Source organism: Enterococcus sp. DIV1767 (assembly GCF_050542585.1).
Taxonomy (GTDB): Bacteria; Bacillota; Bacilli; order Lactobacillales; family Enterococcaceae; genus Enterococcus_D; species Enterococcus_D innesii.
In genome coordinates this window covers 2,804,150-2,820,103 of the sequence record NZ_CP172936.1, presented here as the reverse complement: position 1 = coordinate 2,820,103, position 15,954 = coordinate 2,804,150, and the positions used below count along the sequence as shown (strand labels likewise).

The 15,954-nt window shown below is 39.9% G+C and carries 18 protein-coding genes and 2 pseudogenes; 11 read left to right on the top strand and 9 right to left on the bottom strand.

Translation table 11 applies throughout. The features are described 5' to 3' along the window. Positions 1-239: 239 nt before the first annotated feature. The 3 genes from IGI78_RS13300 to IGI78_RS13290 all read right to left on the bottom strand — a co-directional run bounded on the left by IGI78_RS13300 (position 240) and on the right by IGI78_RS13290 (position 2,544). Positions 240-302, bottom strand: coding sequence for a hypothetical protein (locus IGI78_RS13300; protein WP_241508708.1), 63 nt, complete (start codon positions 300-302; stop codon positions 240-242). Positions 303-731: 429 nt separating this feature from the next. After that, entirely contained in the window at positions 732-1,253 is a 522-nt protein-coding gene (locus IGI78_RS13295) for a class I SAM-dependent methyltransferase (protein WP_349702181.1), read from the bottom strand. A 304-nt stretch (positions 1,254-1,557) separates the two neighbouring features. Further along, positions 1,558-2,544: a choloylglycine hydrolase family protein gene (locus IGI78_RS13290; protein WP_194195167.1), complete on the bottom strand. Its 987-nt coding sequence runs from the start codon at positions 2,542-2,544 to the stop codon at positions 1,558-1,560. A gap of 315 nt (positions 2,545-2,859) precedes the next feature. Here IGI78_RS13290 and IGI78_RS13285 point away from each other — a divergent pair. The 5 genes and pseudogenes from IGI78_RS13285 to IGI78_RS13265 form a co-directional block, all read left to right on the top strand. Then, positions 2,860-3,213: pseudogene (locus IGI78_RS13285) on the top strand (YopX family protein); the annotation flags it as partial. Between the two features lie 131 nt (positions 3,214-3,344). Further along, positions 3,345-3,473 carry a helix-turn-helix transcriptional regulator gene (locus IGI78_RS13280; RefSeq protein WP_349702187.1) on the top strand — a complete coding sequence of 43 codons (129 nt, stop codon included), beginning with the start codon at positions 3,345-3,347 and terminating at the stop codon, positions 3,471-3,473. Then, positions 3,449-3,598 carry a hypothetical protein gene (locus IGI78_RS13275; protein WP_189372243.1) on the top strand — a complete coding sequence of 50 codons (150 nt, stop codon included), beginning with the start codon at positions 3,449-3,451 and terminating at the stop codon, positions 3,596-3,598. Before IGI78_RS13280 ends, IGI78_RS13275 begins: the two co-directional genes overlap by 25 nt. Next, positions 3,582-3,797, top strand: coding sequence for a hypothetical protein (locus IGI78_RS13270; protein WP_140965293.1), 216 nt, complete (start codon positions 3,582-3,584; stop codon positions 3,795-3,797). The genes IGI78_RS13275 and IGI78_RS13270 overlap by 17 nt, the downstream gene beginning before the upstream one ends. A gap of 757 nt (positions 3,798-4,554) precedes the next feature. After that, the gene (locus tag IGI78_RS13265) at positions 4,555-4,686 is read left to right on the top strand and encodes a hypothetical protein (RefSeq protein WP_430618075.1); all 132 of its coding nucleotides are present in this window, start codon (positions 4,555-4,557) and stop codon (positions 4,684-4,686) included. A 409-nt stretch (positions 4,687-5,095) separates the two neighbouring features. Here IGI78_RS13265 and IGI78_RS13260 read toward each other — a convergent pair whose 3' ends face one another. The 4 genes from IGI78_RS13260 to IGI78_RS13245 form a co-directional block, all read right to left on the bottom strand. Further along, positions 5,096-5,263 (bottom strand): hypothetical protein, encoded by a 168-nt coding sequence (locus tag IGI78_RS13260; RefSeq protein WP_005234033.1) that lies wholly within the window; start codon positions 5,261-5,263, stop codon positions 5,096-5,098. 223 nt (positions 5,264-5,486) lie between these two features. Next, positions 5,487-6,260, bottom strand: a complete 774-nt coding sequence (locus IGI78_RS13255) for an ABC transporter permease (protein WP_081117893.1) — start codon at positions 6,258-6,260, stop codon at positions 5,487-5,489. 5 nt (positions 6,261-6,265) lie between these two features. After that, the gene (locus tag IGI78_RS13250; RefSeq protein WP_195266458.1) at positions 6,266-7,069 is read right to left on the bottom strand and encodes an ABC transporter permease; all 804 of its coding nucleotides are present in this window, start codon (positions 7,067-7,069) and stop codon (positions 6,266-6,268) included. Continuing rightward, on the bottom strand, positions 7,066-8,040 hold the full coding sequence (locus IGI78_RS13245; RefSeq protein ID WP_140965290.1) for an ABC transporter ATP-binding protein: 975 nt from the start codon (positions 8,038-8,040) through the stop codon (positions 7,066-7,068). Before IGI78_RS13245 ends, IGI78_RS13250 begins: the two co-directional genes overlap by 4 nt. A 390-nt stretch (positions 8,041-8,430) precedes the next feature. Between IGI78_RS13245 and IGI78_RS13240 the strand changes: the two genes are divergently transcribed. Further along, entirely contained in the window at positions 8,431-9,099 is a 669-nt protein-coding gene (locus tag IGI78_RS13240; protein WP_096741662.1) for a CPBP family intramembrane glutamic endopeptidase, read from the top strand. 46 nt (positions 9,100-9,145) lie between these two features. Here the strand turns inward: IGI78_RS13240 and IGI78_RS13235 are convergent, their stop codons facing one another. After that, positions 9,146-9,937: a helix-turn-helix domain-containing protein gene (locus tag IGI78_RS13235; RefSeq protein ID WP_195266460.1), complete on the bottom strand. Its 792-nt coding sequence runs from the start codon at positions 9,935-9,937 to the stop codon at positions 9,146-9,148. Positions 9,938-10,170: 233 nt separating this feature from the next. On the opposite strand from IGI78_RS13235, the gene IGI78_RS13230 reads away from it, so the two are divergent. The 3 genes and pseudogenes from IGI78_RS13230 to IGI78_RS13220 all read left to right on the top strand — a co-directional run. Next, positions 10,171-11,184, top strand: a complete 1,014-nt coding sequence (locus tag IGI78_RS13230; RefSeq protein WP_195266462.1) for an acyltransferase family protein — start codon at positions 10,171-10,173, stop codon at positions 11,182-11,184. A 177-nt stretch (positions 11,185-11,361) separates the two neighbouring features. Beyond that, positions 11,362-12,426 (top strand): DUF1002 domain-containing protein, encoded by a 1,065-nt coding sequence (locus tag IGI78_RS13225; RefSeq protein WP_081117899.1) that lies wholly within the window; start codon positions 11,362-11,364, stop codon positions 12,424-12,426. Positions 12,427-12,588: 162 nt separating this feature from the next. Next, positions 12,589-12,759 (top strand): annotated as a pseudogene (locus IGI78_RS13220) (YccF domain-containing protein); the annotation flags it as partial. Between the two features lie 272 nt (positions 12,760-13,031). Here IGI78_RS13220 and IGI78_RS13215 read toward each other — a convergent pair. After that, positions 13,032-13,883, bottom strand: a complete 852-nt coding sequence (locus tag IGI78_RS13215) for a MurR/RpiR family transcriptional regulator (RefSeq protein WP_005228428.1) — start codon at positions 13,881-13,883, stop codon at positions 13,032-13,034. Between the two features lie 152 nt (positions 13,884-14,035). On the opposite strand from IGI78_RS13215, the gene gnd reads away from it, so the two are divergent. Beyond that, positions 14,036-14,935 (top strand): phosphogluconate dehydrogenase (NAD(+)-dependent, decarboxylating), encoded by a 900-nt coding sequence (gene gnd / locus IGI78_RS13210; protein WP_005228429.1) that lies wholly within the window; start codon positions 14,036-14,038, stop codon positions 14,933-14,935. A gap of 11 nt (positions 14,936-14,946) precedes the next feature. Next, positions 14,947-15,948: a D-isomer specific 2-hydroxyacid dehydrogenase family protein gene (locus tag IGI78_RS13205; protein ID WP_010749950.1), complete on the top strand. Its 1,002-nt coding sequence runs from the start codon at positions 14,947-14,949 to the stop codon at positions 15,946-15,948. Positions 15,949-15,954 lie beyond the last annotated feature (6 nt).

The window sequence follows — 15,954 nt, the reverse complement described above, 5'->3', positions numbered from 1 at the left end:
AATTCTGAATAGTTTTCTTTTACTTCTTTTACCACCGACAAAAAAGTAAGCTGCTGTTCACGTTCTTAGAAAGGCACGATGTAGTCCGCTTCATCTATTTCTTTCTGGTTTTTTGGTCGAATTACCCCGTCCATTGGATTATTGTTGAGTAACTGGATATTGATAGCATAATTGAATACTGATGCCGTGATACCGATTAAGTTGGAGTACTTTTTATAGCAACTAAACCAATGATTTACCTATTTTTGGCAAAATTGAATAGTAATCTTACTCATTCGGATATGACCAAATAAAGGGAGAATGTGTTTGTCTATAGCAACTTTTTGAATATTTTAAGTGTCACGATGAAGTTACGGAGACTACCCACTTTGTTATCAAGAATGGCTACATTTACGTTTATCGATATCTAAACTTCAAGCGTTGGTTCTCAGAAGACGGTACGTTACAAGCCTTGGTGAAGGACTTGCATGAGTACATACAGCTAGGAACTTCCGCTAACGGTACAAACGGTTACGGCGGTATGTATTGCCGACACTGGAGCTATCCTGAAGAGTCAATGAAGGTTTTTCAACAAAAAGTTATTGATATTGGTTTTTCCAATACCATTGTCGAAGACCTTTTTAACTATAATTAATCAGTAATCTACCAAAATAATAGAGTTATTGAGGGGGAGTATGAGCGATTCCCAATATGGGGTTGCCTTATATGTTATCCAAGTGGCAACAGAGTAGTTAAATAGATTGAGCAGCTATTTTGTAAAAAATCCAATCATTTTTTTTCTCTACTTGTACTAAGCGTAATTCTATCCCATTAAGAAAGACTTCAAAAGCTTGGGGTTCTGTAAGATCTGGTAAAAAATATTTTACTTTGGAGTATTCACATCCAATTACGACGATACCTTTATCCGAAAGTAATCTTTTAATTTCTAAAAAACTGCTTTGAAGATTATTCCAATGGAAATGATTTTGAAAAGCACAAATCAAATCAAAATAATTTGAGGGAAACTCAGTATTATTTATGTCTTTAATTTCAAAAGTGATATTTTGCTCAGAGTTCATGTTTTTTGCTTGCTCAATGGCTTTTTTTGAAATGTCTATTCCTATAATAGAGGCAGAAGTAAATGTTTGACTGATGTATTTTGTTGTTGCCCCATTACCAATACCTATGTCTAATATATTATTAAATCTTTTCTCTTCTAAAAACGACAAACACCATTTGGCCATAGGCAAATAAACCTTGTTCCATAATTTCATCATTATATTACCTATCCGACCGGACGGATTTTTTGATTGTTTTAAAAGATGGGTAAAAATAATGTACAAAACCAGTGCTATTAAAAGTAGAATTAGGAAAAATTTCATTAGCTATCCTTTCTTACACATATTTATTAAAGGATACCATATTAGATAGTTTAACTTAACAAGTTAATGAATTACCCCTTGTTTGGTAATAATAGGAAAAAAATCATTGGTTAATATTTTATGAAGTAAGTCAGCTATCCGACGAAATAGAAAAAAAGAACCCTATAAAGGATTCTAGTTTAGAAAAGCCACCTTTTTAGCAGTTCATAAATTGGATCTGAAGTTCTTCTTCAAAAAGGAATTCAGTAGGTTCTACTGCATTCAATAGTTCTTCCGTTAGTTTAACTGCAAAAATGCTATTTGTATCATATGGGTTAAAGTAATAGATTTTGTTTGAAGCATCCATTACTGCTCGGTATTGTGTGTAATCATCTAGTCCATCGTCCTTGATATTTACTCCTTTTGGAATAGTCACACCGTTTAAAATTTTCAATATCGTATTTACGGCTTCAGTGGAATTAGCAGCTTGTTTGATCAAGTGTTTCATATAGACTGTTCGAACAAATCTTTCAGGAGAAGTAAAGCCGCCTGGCAATCCGAATGTTCCTGAACCTTGTCCGAAAGGATGTAGGGTGAGTTCGCCTACTTGTCTATTTTTTACATTTGTTGGTTTTAACGAGAGAAAATTATTTAAATTTGTTAAATGCCATTCGAATTTTGGGCTATTTGTCATTACTCCTACTGGGTTCTCTTTGATGACTAGCTCTTTATCTTCGGTCTCGATTACAATCGACTCTCCAGTGGAATCGGTAATGATGTAGTGTAGTGGAGGAACATCATCCAACAGTGAGACTTTTTTATTGATTAATCGGACACCGCCGATATTTTCTTTTATTTCGGCAATGGATTTATTTTCTCCCATCACCCACATTATGAATTCATGTGGAGCTAAGTTAAGCTTGCCTGGTTTTTTAGAATCATGATAGGTTGCTTCATTTGGATGATATAGTTCGGCCACCGACAATCCAAATTCATTCACACCATCAGCAAAAAAGTACCCATCTAATTTACGTCCAGTTCCGACGAAACCGTATCTTGTTTTAATTTCTTTGCCATTTTGTCTTTCCCACACATAGTTTCTAGGGATTGCGACAGGTCTACCTTCTAACTTAACCCCAAAATCCATTGTTCTTGCAAGAAAAAATGTATGGTTTTTTGCTTCATAAGTTAAGCTTGTACACATTGTTGATCTACCTCCTCGAATTAATTCTAGTTCGATTCTGATTTTATCATACGTAGGTTTTGTATAGATAGAAATGTGGATTTTATAATAAAAAGTTGAAGGGTAATGAAAAAAAAGAGCGTATTTACTAATTTTAGATTTTGATAGCTTGTTATCATCGACAGCAAACAAAAGAAATTGAAGAGGAGGAGCGATATCATGGTAATAAAAATAAGAATTGATATTGAAACGACTTGGTCAGGCGTTGGTGAAACCGAATATTTTGAAGTGGAGGATGATGCAATCGAAGATGAGGGATAAGGTGTACCAAAATTTAGAGGTTGGGATAAAGGGCTAGAATCTATGATGCCGATTGAAAGTATCGACTTTGAATACGGAATGATAAATGTAAATGCCGCTTGGCGGTGGTTCGAAGAAATTGAACACATGCAATCACCAGGGTTGAAAGACAACAACGGCGTGGAGATTTTCGAAGGGGATATTATCTTCTATACTTATTTTGAAAAGAATGCAAACAATTGCCTAGTAATATTTGTGAATGGCCAATTTATTACTGAGTTAATTAGACATGGTTACTACAAACCTTTAATTAATGTGAGTGATGATGCAGAGAAAATCGGCAACATATACGAGAATCCAGAACTATTGGAGCCGGCCGATGAAATCTAAAATTATCTTTCTAGACCTACACATTGAAAATAGAAAGAATGCGATTATTTTAGATTCTAAGCTAATTGAATCGAGAATGAAGCAGAAGAAGCTTGAAAATAGGGTGACACAGGTTGATGTAGCAACTAGGAATTTCTAGTAAGTATTATGGAAGCATTGAAAATGGTAAAAATACACCTGCTATTGAGAAACTAAGTTCAATAGCAAAAGTACTTGGATGTCGCTTACCTATTACATGGATGACATGGAAAAGCGTGTGACAGAAGAAAAGGATCGTCTTCAACAAATGTTCAATACAATTCCTCGTGACAAACTTAGTATGGTTGAAGAACTAATTACTCAAGCTGCAAGATTAAGAGTTTTGCTAGATGATAATTGGATCTGACATTATTCGTACAATCCAAATGGGGCTTAAATCTAGAGGAGGATATTATTCTAGTGTAATGGATGGTTTATGTGGCGAAGCAACAATCAAACCGATGCAAAAAGTATTGGGAACAATGGTTGACGGTATTGTCAGTCAGGTTTCTGATATAGTTAAGGAATTGGAACGAGCGATGAACGATAATAAGCTTCCATGGTAGACTCTTTCTTGGATAAGTATAATCTTGCAAAAACAGGATAATTGAAAGTGTAGGAACTCGTGGAAATATGTTATATAATTAAGTCACGGATAGAACATAGATTAGTGCTAGTCACAATCTCCTTACTTTGGCCCCCTCATTATGAGGGGGTTTTGTGTTATGTCCCAAGACTTTTTATTCCAAATTCAACCATGATTTTGTATTGGAAGTATCAAAATGCTTTCTTGGAATTTCCCGATTTAGCAAAATTTCGCAAAAATAAGATAATGGATGTTATTGAAAAAAATTATTCTTCTTATATAATGTATTTATGAATAATAGTCATAACCTTACTATTATTACATCCTTTTTTCTGTCCTCCTCAAACGAGGGGGATTTTTTTTTAATTGCTTGCAGTAGCTAAGTTTAGGATTTAAATTAGTAAGTGCATGCAAAAGAAGCTGAGGAGTATTAGGCCGGAATGCTTGGGGAAGTGTACCTGATACTCTTCAGTTTTCTTATTCTAGCACTATTCACGACAATGAATATTTATATTTTGATTGTCGGAAAATTTTTATGTGTAACAAAAAGATTCTAATCATAACCTAATGTCAAATAGTTCATTCTCTCTACCTTTTTAGCTTCTGTACTTTTTCGCAAATAATTAACTATAGTGGGATTGTGCACAAAAGAAATAAACACCTTGAATGTCTAATGAAATGGTATTTACAAATGTTAGTAAGTAAGAGATATTTTTTTATAAGGCAAATAGAATTACATGATTAAAATTACTATGCCAAAATCTCTTGCTAAGTACACTATAAACAAGATTTCGATGGCTGTTTTTGATCAAAATCTTCGCCCTAAAGATAACAAATTTGCTATAAATAGAAAACTGCGTTCTGTTTAGTCCTTCAGGATTAAATGATGGGGCATTGGCGGCAACCGGTGCTCCTTTTTATTTTACCGAAAAAAATCGCAAGAAATGAACGCTTTCTCTTCATTTCTTGCGGTTTTCTTTTATGGACTTATGTCAAAGCCTCTTTATTTAGGTGTAATTTAAACAAACTCGTTCCATACGAATGTTCCATCATGCAGTCGGAAGACTGAGTGCCTAACTCTATGGGTTGCAAAATGTTTTGGAAAGACGAGGCGGTAACGAACGCGTATATGATACTTTCGGCAGATTAAGTGATCGAAAAAGCAGCGATTTTTTGAAGCAGGACGCAATTTTGGTATGTCCTACTGCTTCTAAACAGGGGATAATGAGTAAATTAGCTACGGTTATTTTGAAGCCAGCTCCCCGTGTTTTTGACGACTTAAAGTGTATTTGAATAGAAGAAAACGTAAGAAATGGCAATCAAACAAACCAACAATAAACCAGAGAGTGACAGAAAAAGCAGCATGATCCGTTTCTTCTTCAATCCTAGTACAAGTATCACTACATTCAATAGAAAGAAAACAAGTAAAATCGCTAAATATTCCATAACTGGTCCTCTTTTACGTTTTTATTTATCTTACCAGAGATTGCTTGCTTTTCCTAGCCAGTTTTTGTCTTTAAGGGGATAAATATTTACAGTGTATCAGGGACGTGATTGCTCAAATAAAAAAGCGACTGAGCAATTTTACAATTATCGAAAAGAAAAAGAGCATCAATCATTAGAGGATGCGTCTTCAATGATTGATGTCTAAAAGGGCTTCTTGCTTGTTCTATGAACCCGTTGAAATATAGTTCTTCAAACCTACTCGCCAAAAGAAGAAGGCGGGAAAGGCAAAGAGCAGACAAACCAAGGGCGATAAGATCCACCAAGGATTAGTTACGCGACCAATGACATACAAAAACGGATAATACTGAAACCAAGCCATCGGCACGATGTAGGTCAATAAACGCAAGACGTGTTTTCCGTAGATACTAAATGGGTAGCGACCAAATTCTCGGGCACCATCGGTAAAAATATTCATAAATTCAAGTCCTTGGATCGTAAAGAAGGAAATGGCAGCATACACTAAGAACAATAGGGCGAAAAAGAGGGCGCCGCAGACGATCATTAGAAAAAGAGTCAGGACATTTCCAAAATGCCAAGCAATTCCACTATTGGGAATCGCATAAGCAAACAACAGCAAGGCTTGAATAAAACGACCGAGACGCGAGAACTCCATTTTGGAAGCTAAGACTTGAAAGATCAAGGAGCGGGGACGCACGAGTGCCCGATCGAACTCGCCATTACTGATCATTTGTGGAAAAAGATCGAACCCGCGAAAGAAGCATTCCGCAATCGAAAAGGCAAACAAAACCGTCGCAAAGGAAAGCAGGACTTCCTCAAAGGTAAAGCCATCCACTTGATGAAAACGGGTAAACATAAACCAAATGCCTAAAAAAGCAGTAAAGGAACCTAGAAATTGTCCCAAAGCAGTTAACATAAAGGAAACTTTATACTGCATCTGACTTTTGAGATGGATACAAAAATAATGCCAATAAACCATATTCCTTAACCTCCTTGCACAACGACACGCTTGAGTGCCTGCTGCAGCCAAATTTTTCCGATCACGATCAAAAGTACGAGCCAAAACGCTTGTAAGAGCAATGCGGAAACAAGCGCAAAGCCAGTCAGATCCCCGTTGTAAATTCGCAGCGGGACGTTTTGCATGGAAGCAAAAGGCAATAGTTCCACGAATTGGCGAAAAGACTGCGGAAAGAAAGGCAGAGGAATGACCCCGCCAGCTAAAAATTCACCGATGGAGCTGATGACGATCCGCACCCCGATGGAGGATAATGTATAAAAAGTTGAGATGTAGACCAGCTGCGACATAGCGATCACTACACCTAAACTCAGCACCATCGACAAAAGAAACAAGAACAGGGCAGCGACGTTTGTTGGCAGAATCAAGCGATAAGGGGCTGGCAGTAAAAAGGCAATCACAAAAATTGGTCCGCAACGCAAGAGGGCTTTTGCTAAGCGATTGGCAGCCGACTGGCAAAACCAGCGATTGTATAGATCCATCGGCCGCACAAGTTCGTAGGCGATCGACCCTGTGGTGATGGTATCGAAAATTTCTGACTCAAAGAACCACAACATAAATAAGGATAAGAAGGCTTGCTGGAGCCAAACATAGGAGACGGTTTGTTGAAAGGTCATGGGAAAGGAACTAGGATCTGCTTGGTAAAAGGCGTGGAATGCCAGAATTTCCATCAAGCCCCAAGCTAGTTGTGTAGCCATCCCGGCAATCGCCGCCGAGCGGTATTGCAAGGTATTGATAAAGCGAATGCGGAAAAATGCCTGATACTTCCTCATATTTGATACTCCTGATACAGCTTGGCGACCATTTCTTCGGCGGTGATACTGGCAACGGCCAAATCGGTGATCTCGACTTGATTGCTGAGCAGACTGAGGAGCTGAGCGACTGACACTTCTTTGGGATTAAGCTTCAGAACCAAGCGACCAACGTCTTTTTGAAGCAGCTGGACATTTTCTGGCAGATGGGGCTCCTTCCCTTGATAGTCGATCTCCAGCGTTTTGACATCAGAAAAACGATGCTTTAGTTCATCGAGGCGACCATCCAGCAAAATTTGCCCTTTGCCGATCAACAGAATTCGTTGTGTCAGCGCCTCGATATCTTGCATATCGTGGGTCGTCAGGATGACTGTGGTACCTTTTTCTTGGTTTCTTTTTTTGATGAACTGACGCACAGCAATTTTTGATACAGCATCTAAACCGATGGTGGGTTCATCAAGAAATAAGATTTTGGGGTCATGGAGTAAGGAGGCGGCGATCTCACAGCGCATACGCTGACCGAGACTCAAGGAACGAGCCGGGGTTTTTAAGATCTCACCTAAATCTAGTAAGGTGACTAATTCTTCTAGGTTGCGCTGATAACTAGCAGCGTCAACTTTGTAGATATCACGGATCAAATCAAAGCTGTCATTGACGGGGACATCCCACCAAAGTTGACTGCGCTGACCGAAGACGACGCCGATGTCTTTGACATGTTGGATACGTTCTTGCCAAGGGGTACGACCATTGATGTGACAAACGCCTTGATCAGGGGTCAAAATCCCACACATGATTTTGATGGTGGTACTTTTTCCAGCACCATTAGGCCCGATGTAGCCAACCATTTCGCCCTCATTGATGGTAAAGCTGATGTCTTGCAACGCATGGACGGTGGTGGTTTCACGAGAAAGAAAGGCTTTGGCTGCTTGGCGAAAGCCGCTTTTTCGCTTGGATACTTGGAAGGTCTTGCTGAGGTGTTCTACTTGGATCATTTGGATTCACTCACTTTCTTTTGACAAACGCGACAAAAAGAGCATTCGAAATCGAATACTCGCAACGAGTTGGTCCAAACGAACATGGTTGGGGCAGCGGTTCGTCAGCCAAACAAAAGTAGGAACAGTGTAGCATAAGAGAGCGCTTTTTTCAAACATTACTTATATTTTTTTGAGAGCAGCAAAAGAAAAAACGTGGTTTATTGGATAAAATACGCAAAATAACTGTTTTTATTTTTTATTTGTTGTAAATACTGAAGAAACTCAGTATCATTAGAAACAAGCCGATAGCGGCTTGCTTCTGGATATATGGGGAACCAAGTGATGAGCTGTGTCATGATTTGTCGTAACCCAATCCTGCAAAATGCAATGAGAAAAAAGGAGGAGAGCATGAAAGCAGTAAAGAACTTATTTATTTTGATTGGCTTATTCTTACTTAGTCAAGTAGGGATGACCGTATTCAGTGTGGTAAAAATCTATTATTTGGAAGCCGGAGAGCCGAGGATTCCTGCGATGATGAGCTACGGATTGATTGCCTTGCTTTTGGCAAACATTGGCCTGATGATGTATTTGGCTTGGAAGCTAGGACTTGCCACCTTTGACTTTGGCTGGTCAACGAAGCGCAACTGGTTATGGATCATCGGTGGCTTTGTTTTAGGACGAGTTATTGCTGTTGGTGGTACCATGTATCTGCAGCATATTTCCGATCAAGAAGCGACCGCCAATGATGCAGTGTTAGGGGAACTGTTTACAGGCGAAAATCCGCTTTTGATCTTTCTATTGATCGCCGTGGCGGCGCCAATCATGGAAGAGATCGTTTTCCGGGGTGGATTCATCGGCCTTTTATTCAAGAAATACCCGATAGTTGGGATCATCTCAAGTGTGGCGGCTTTTAGTATCATCCATTCCGTCACCAATCTGGTCGAGTTTCTAATTTACGGTGCTATGGGATTGATCATGGCGCTGATTTATGTAAAAACTAAGCGCTTAGAAACAGCCATCGCCATGCATTTTCTCAATAACGCCTTGGCAGCGATCGCAATGATCTTGTTAGGATAAGAAGTCAGCAAAAAACCACCGATCAAAACGATTCGGTGGTTTTTGTTTACTCTGGCAGTTGTCCTTGTTCAAAGGGTAATTGTTCCAGTTCTTCTGCAGTAAAGAGGAGATCGCCTTCGTCTTCGATAGAAAATGTGTCACCTGCTGCAGATTTTTGATAGGCGCGTGCTTTATTCATATTACGAAGATAAAGATCCTTGCCTGCATTTAATTCTGGTGCAGCTAAATTGTCTTGGCGATTGCTGCGAATGACGATTTTACTTGTTTGCGCGCCAAAATGAAAACCGCGATGACCAAAAGCCATTAATTGGCTGGCATTTTCGCTGCTGTATTCTTTATAACCCGACAGACGGCCCGTTTTTACCAATGGCCGATCGATCGTATAAGTGATCAAGTATTCCGTATCTTCAGGCAGCTGAATCACTTGTCCGGTTTCCTGATTCGTTATCTCAGTGGCAGGCAAGTGGTACTTTTTAATAGAAGTGATCGTTAGGTCTTCTTTTGTGAAAAAGACTGGATCGATCCAAAATCCTGCCAGCAAAATCGTACTTAAGCTAATACTGAGAACAGTCAAAAGGGCGATCAATACGAGGCCAATTCGTTTGCGGTGGGTGGTCAGATTGAGTTCTTGCACCATCTGCTGATCTTCTTTTAATAAATAGTCCAAGGTCAATTCAAAATAGTTGCTCAGCTTGACTACTTGATCTAGATCAGGATAGCTCTTGCCGTTTTCCCATTTTGAAATCAGTTGCCGAGTGACAAAAAATTCCTGCGCCAATTGTTCTTGTGTGAGATTTCGTTTGGTGCGTTCTTCTTTAATAATTTTCCCAATATCCATGTGTCTGTTTTGCCTCCATCATTCTTTCTATATTATAGCAAACTCTTTTCTATGCGAACGAGGATCTATGAAATTAGCGATGCAACAAAGGGTAACATCCTTTATTTATTAATGTTTCTACTTGTTGCACTGTCTTTCTATCCTGGAAGCTTTCAGTGCTGGTCATAAAAAGAAAGGGTCAGTAAAGTGAAGGATGTTTGATCAAATTTGACGGAGAAAGGAGAAACGATTGAATGAAGACAAAACAACCTATGGTTCCAATTGGCTACATCCAATTCATCGCTTCCTTACTGGTGATTCTCGTTCACTGTGGTCGACTGGCGGAAAACAACGGGCTTCATTTTTTGTTAAAGAGTCTCTTATGTCGTTTGGCGGTTCCTTTTTTTCTGCTGCTGAATGGCTATTTTTTTCAAAAGAGCACCTGTTCATGGCAGCAATGGTGCAAACGACAACTTAAGTTATATTTGCGTTGGTCGATCGTGTATCTTCCCTTAGGCTGGTTTTATTTAGGAGAGCAAAATCTTGCCGATCCATTACGGGTCATCGGTTTGGTTGTTGGCTTTTTTACTGTAGGCATTTGGTATCATCTCTGGTATTTTCCAGCGTTGCTCTTTGGCATGTGGTTAGTACGGAAAACCCGCCTTCTTGGCTATCGGCGGCAGTTTTTACTGGCGATCAGTTTGTATGTGATTGGCTGTCTTGAAACGTACAGCAGTTATTTAAGTGGACCTTTATTGGTATTTTATCAAAATTATCGGACCCTATTTTTTACAACGAGAAACGGTCTTTTTTATGGGTTTCTTTTTTTGCTGTGCGGGTTTTGTTTAGGTGAACACCAGAAACGTCCTTTTTTCACGAAGCATCTTGGCAGAAAATTCGCGGTCTCTCTTTGTTTATTAGGCATTGAAGGTCGACTGGTGTATCTCAATCAGGGGGACGATAAGAATTTCATGCTGTTCTTTGTGCCGACGACTCTTTTTTTCCTTGCTTGGCTGATCAAGCAGCAACCACAAAAGCGGACTTGGCAAGCAAAACAAGCAGCTGAGGCTAGTCGATTGATCTTTCTGAGTCACCCGCTGTTTCTGGAATCCGGGAAAGTCTTTTTTTCACTAGGAGGGTTTCCGTTGTTCTTTTATACGATAGTTTTAACGGGAGTCTTTCTCGGCTTGAGGAAAGTGGGCAGCCGTTTGAAATCCTATGCGGTTGGTTTTGCTAAAAAAACAGTTGATGAAAAGAAAAGCGTCTAAAGTATTGCTGTACCAAGGATAATACCAAATTGTGCCTTTTTTAAATAGCAGCAGAGTTCTAAGTTTTTCTTCATTTCAGACCCTAGACGTAGGCTTTGCAAGAAAACCTATAGTACAATAACAGCAGTAAGTGGGAAAAATCCCTGAAAAAGAGATCAACACTTGGAGGATATAGTGATGAAAAAACAGACTCGAAAACCAGCGATGATTTTAGCGACTCTCTTGGTATCTAGCCAAGTTTTATTAGCAGCACCACAAGTTTTTGCTGACGAAACCAATTCAACGACCAGCAGTTCCACTGCAACAAGCAGTTCTACTGCAACGACAGCCACTACCGACAGTCAGACGAGTACCTCTGACAGCAGTTCAGATCGTTTGCAAGTCAATGCCGTGGCGATCGGAAATGCCTTGACGAAAGCACAAGAAGACTACACACTTGAACGCCTGGGCATTCAAGGCGAAACACCGATTTATACGACAAACGGTACTGACTTGATGAAATACATTCCCGATGGTGGCTTTACCGCAGATTGGGCGGTCTATAGCTCGGTCAGAATGCAGACGCTAGAAAGCGGAGCAGGAATCACTGTCGATATCGCGACACCAGATAACATTACCCGCATCACCGCAGCCCAATATCAAAATGCAGCGCTGACGGCAGGGATCACTGATGCGAAGCTAACGGTAGCTTCTGCTGTACCGATCGACGGTTCCGGTGCTTTAGCTGGGGTATACAAAATCGTTGAAGAATCAGGCGGCGTCATCAATCAGAATCGAGTAGCTGTAGCTCAAGATGAGATGGATGTGCTTTCTACGATCACCGAAGAGAACAAAGACAAAGAAGGCTATTCCGATGAAGCATTGAATGCAGCGCAAGAACAAGCGAAAACCGATTTGGCTGCTCAAACCGCAGATGGTACGGAATTAACCCAAGCAGACATTCAAGAGACAGTAGAAAAAGCCTTGAAGGACAACGGACTTGAAGGAATCGTTACGGAAAATCAAATTTCTGAATTGACCTCTTTAATGAGCGACATGCGAGACAACAATATCTTCGATGACTTCATCAAAGAATTGGATCTATCAGAAGCCCGCAAGCAAATCGAAGAAACCTCTAAGGGCCTTTGGGAAAATATCAAGAGCTTTTTTAGCGGCATCTGGTCTTCGATCACCGGTGTCTTCGGCAATGACTCAAATGAGTCCAACAATAGCAGCGAATCAACCGTTGATTCTGGGCAATAAGCATTTTACAAAATAACACATTTTGCTTGTATTAAGAAAAAAGAGAAGCGCGCAGGGGAAGGAGCATCAGACGATAGCGCACGTCTGAGGGCTTTCGATGTCCTCTGCTTTCTTTGCTAAAACAGGAGCAGTCTTTATTAAAAAAAGAAGGAGGGCAATCAGATGAATTTTTTAGGCAACGTGATTTGGTTTGTCTTTGGCGGCTTGATCGGTGCGATCTCATGGTTTTTGGCTGGGTGTTTATGGTGTATCACCATCATCGGCATTCCATTTGCGGCGCAATCATTGAAAATGGCGCGCTTAGCGTTGATGCCCTTTGGAGCAGAGATTGTGTCTAGTCGTTATTGATTTACCTAAAAAAAGATAGTCTTAAAAAACCACATTACAGAGCGGATAGCTTTGTGATGTGGTTTTTTTGCGACCATCAGCAAGAGTAAGGGACAAGATTTTTGGCAGGCTCACCGCAGTTGAATTTCAGAACTGAAAAAGTTGATAAGAAACCAAAGAAGAGTACAGAAAAAAGCACAAGTTTTTTTGCATATCAACTGTGATTCACAAAAGATTTAGCGAAACACAGAAAAATGTTAAGTTTTTTTCTTCCCTTCTCAGGGTTCTTTGATTTTTGAAATGGAGCGCCGAATTTTGGCAATCGATTGTTGCGCTTTGTCTCGATTAATAAACATTAAGATGACATAGAGGGAATCCATGATGCTCAGTTGAGCGATTCTGGATGCCAATGCCTCTGAGCGAAACTCAGTTTCTTCGGAAATAGAGATGAAAACCACGTCGCCGAGTTTGGCTAAAGGGGAAGCAGCATGGCTAGTAATGACGATAATTTTGGCACCATTGTTTTTGGCAACTTGAGCTAGTTCAATGGTTTCTCTTGATTTTCCAGTATGAGAGATAAAAATACCGCAATCATCTGGCGTCAACAATGAAGCCTCCATCAGTTGGATGTGATAATCACTGCTGTGAAAAACAGTGATCGGCGAGCGCAAAAATTTGTGATAGGCATCGGTTGCCACGATCTCTGAACCACCAACGCCGAAGAAAAAAAGTCGTTTAGATTGATTGATCATTGCAGCAGCAAGCTTTAAATCTTCTTCTTTCAAAAGATTTTTGGTATCAGTCAATGTGGTCATATTGGAATCAAATACTTTTTGAGCCATAGTCAATTCATTATCAGACTTCTGGATATTTTCATGGATCGAAATGGCAGAAAAATCATTTTCCTGCATAAGCATTGCCATTTTGAAGTCTTTAAATCCGTTGTAACCGAGTTTTTTTGTGAATTGAAAAAAGGTCGAATCAGCGATGCCTAATTCATTGGATAAATCACTGATTGAACTGTGGCTGACTTTACTAGGATTTTCCAAAATGTAGTCGGCAATCGCTTGTTCTTTGAGACTTAAGTCTTTATAAAGCGTTTTTATTTGCAGGCGAATCGAAACAGTCAAAGACGGTTACCTCCTTTATATGAACATTATTATCTTTGTATTGTTACGTTACCTCTTTTAAAGAAAAAAAGCAAATAAAAATTATTTTTATTTTTTATGTTTACAAAAAAATATTTTTTTGTATAATGAAAGTATGAAATGGAGGCGCTATCATGGAGATAGGAATTATCGGACTTGGAAAAATGGGATTGAACTTGGCCCTCAATTTAAAAGATCAAGGTTATCAAGTAAAAGGGCTGGATCTTTCGATACATGCGCAGAAAACAGCGCAAGAAGCTGGAATTACACTCTATCAAACGCTAGCTGATTTGACGAATTCTTTTAGCGGCCGACGGGTTTTATGGTTGATGCTTCCTGCGGGAACTGTGACTGAGGGGATTCTTGAAGAACTATGGCCCCTTGTATCAGCGAAAGACATCGTGATTGAAGGCGGAAATTCTAATTACAAAGATTCGATTCGCCGAGCAGCCTGGTTTAAAGAAAAAGAGGTGCATTACTTTGATTGTGGGACTTCTGGTGGGGTTTCCGGAGCTAGAAAAGATGCATGTTTGATGATTGGCGGGAATGAAATCGCTTTTTCAGAGGTGGAATCTTTGTTTGCAGATGTGGCTGTTTTAGGAGGCTACCTTTATGCAGGGGAATCAGGAAGCGGTCATTTTCTAAAGATGGTCCATAACGGTATCGAATACGGAATGATGCAAGCCATCGGTGAAGGCTTTCAATTGATTGAACAAAGTGCCTATGACTTTGATTTGGCTTCCGTCGCAGAGGTATGGAATCATGGATCGGTTATTCGCAGCTGGCTGATGGAAATCGCAGCGGCCCAATTTAATGAGAGCCCTAAGTTGGAGGAATATCGCGGGGTTGTTGCAGCTTCTGGTGAAGCTAGGTGGACAGTGGAAACGGCTTTGGAGATGAATGTTGCTGTACCGACGATCGCTATGAGTTTGTTTATGAGAAATTTGTCCCAAGAAGAAGACAGTTTCTCAGCAAAAGTCGTCTCTGCGCTAAGGAATGGTTTTGGTGGTCACGAGATTGTTGCAAAAGAGTAAGGAGGAAGAATATGGAACAGTTTAAGATCGCTATAGTGAATTCCAGCAGCTTTGGAAAAATCTTTCCGCAACATATCGAGCGGTTGAAAGCAATCGGAACTGTCAGTCATTTCACGTTCGATAGCGAAATCAATGGGAAAGAATTGGCAGAAAAGCTTAAGGGATACAACATCATTATAGCAAGTGTTACCCCATTTTTTACCAAAGAGTTTTTTGAGTATAAAGATGAATTGCTACTGATCACACGCCACGGGATCGGCTATAACAATATTGATTTAGAAGCAGCGAAGGACCACCAAACGATTGTTTCGATCATTCCAGCTTTGGTCGAGCGAGATGCAGTAGCAGAAAATAATGTGACCAATCTATTGGCGCTTCTGCGCTGTACAGTTGAATCGAATACAAAGGTCCGCGAAGATCAATGGGAAAAACGAGCGAACTTTGTCGGACGCGCATTATTTAACAAGACGGTAGGGGTGATCGGTGTCGGCAATACTGGAAGTTGTGTAGTAGAAATATTGAGAAATGGTTTCCGCTGCGAGGTTTTGGCATACGATCCATATAAGTCCGCTTTGCATATTCAAAGCTATGGCGGAAAAAAAGTCGAGCTAGACGAGCTGCTAGCAAAATCAGATATTATTTGTCTATGTGCTAACTTGACGGAGGAAAATTATCATATGATTTCCTTTGAAGAAATTTCAAAAATGAAAGATCAAGTATATCTCTCCAATAGTGCCCGTGGCGCACTTTTGAATGAAGAGGCAATTGTAAGCGGATTAAAAAGTGGGAAAATCGCTGGTCTTGCCACTGATGTCTTAGAGGAAGAGCCTGGTCATAAAGACCATCCGTATTTAGCTTTTGAAAATGTAGTGATGACACCACATACATCGGCTTATACTATGGAATGCTTAGAAGAGATGGGAAACAAATGTGTAACGGATATTGAACGAATCGTTAAGGGGCTGCTGCCAGACCGTGCTGTTCAAGCGGAAAGTCGGTTTTTGGCTGTATAAAGGAGA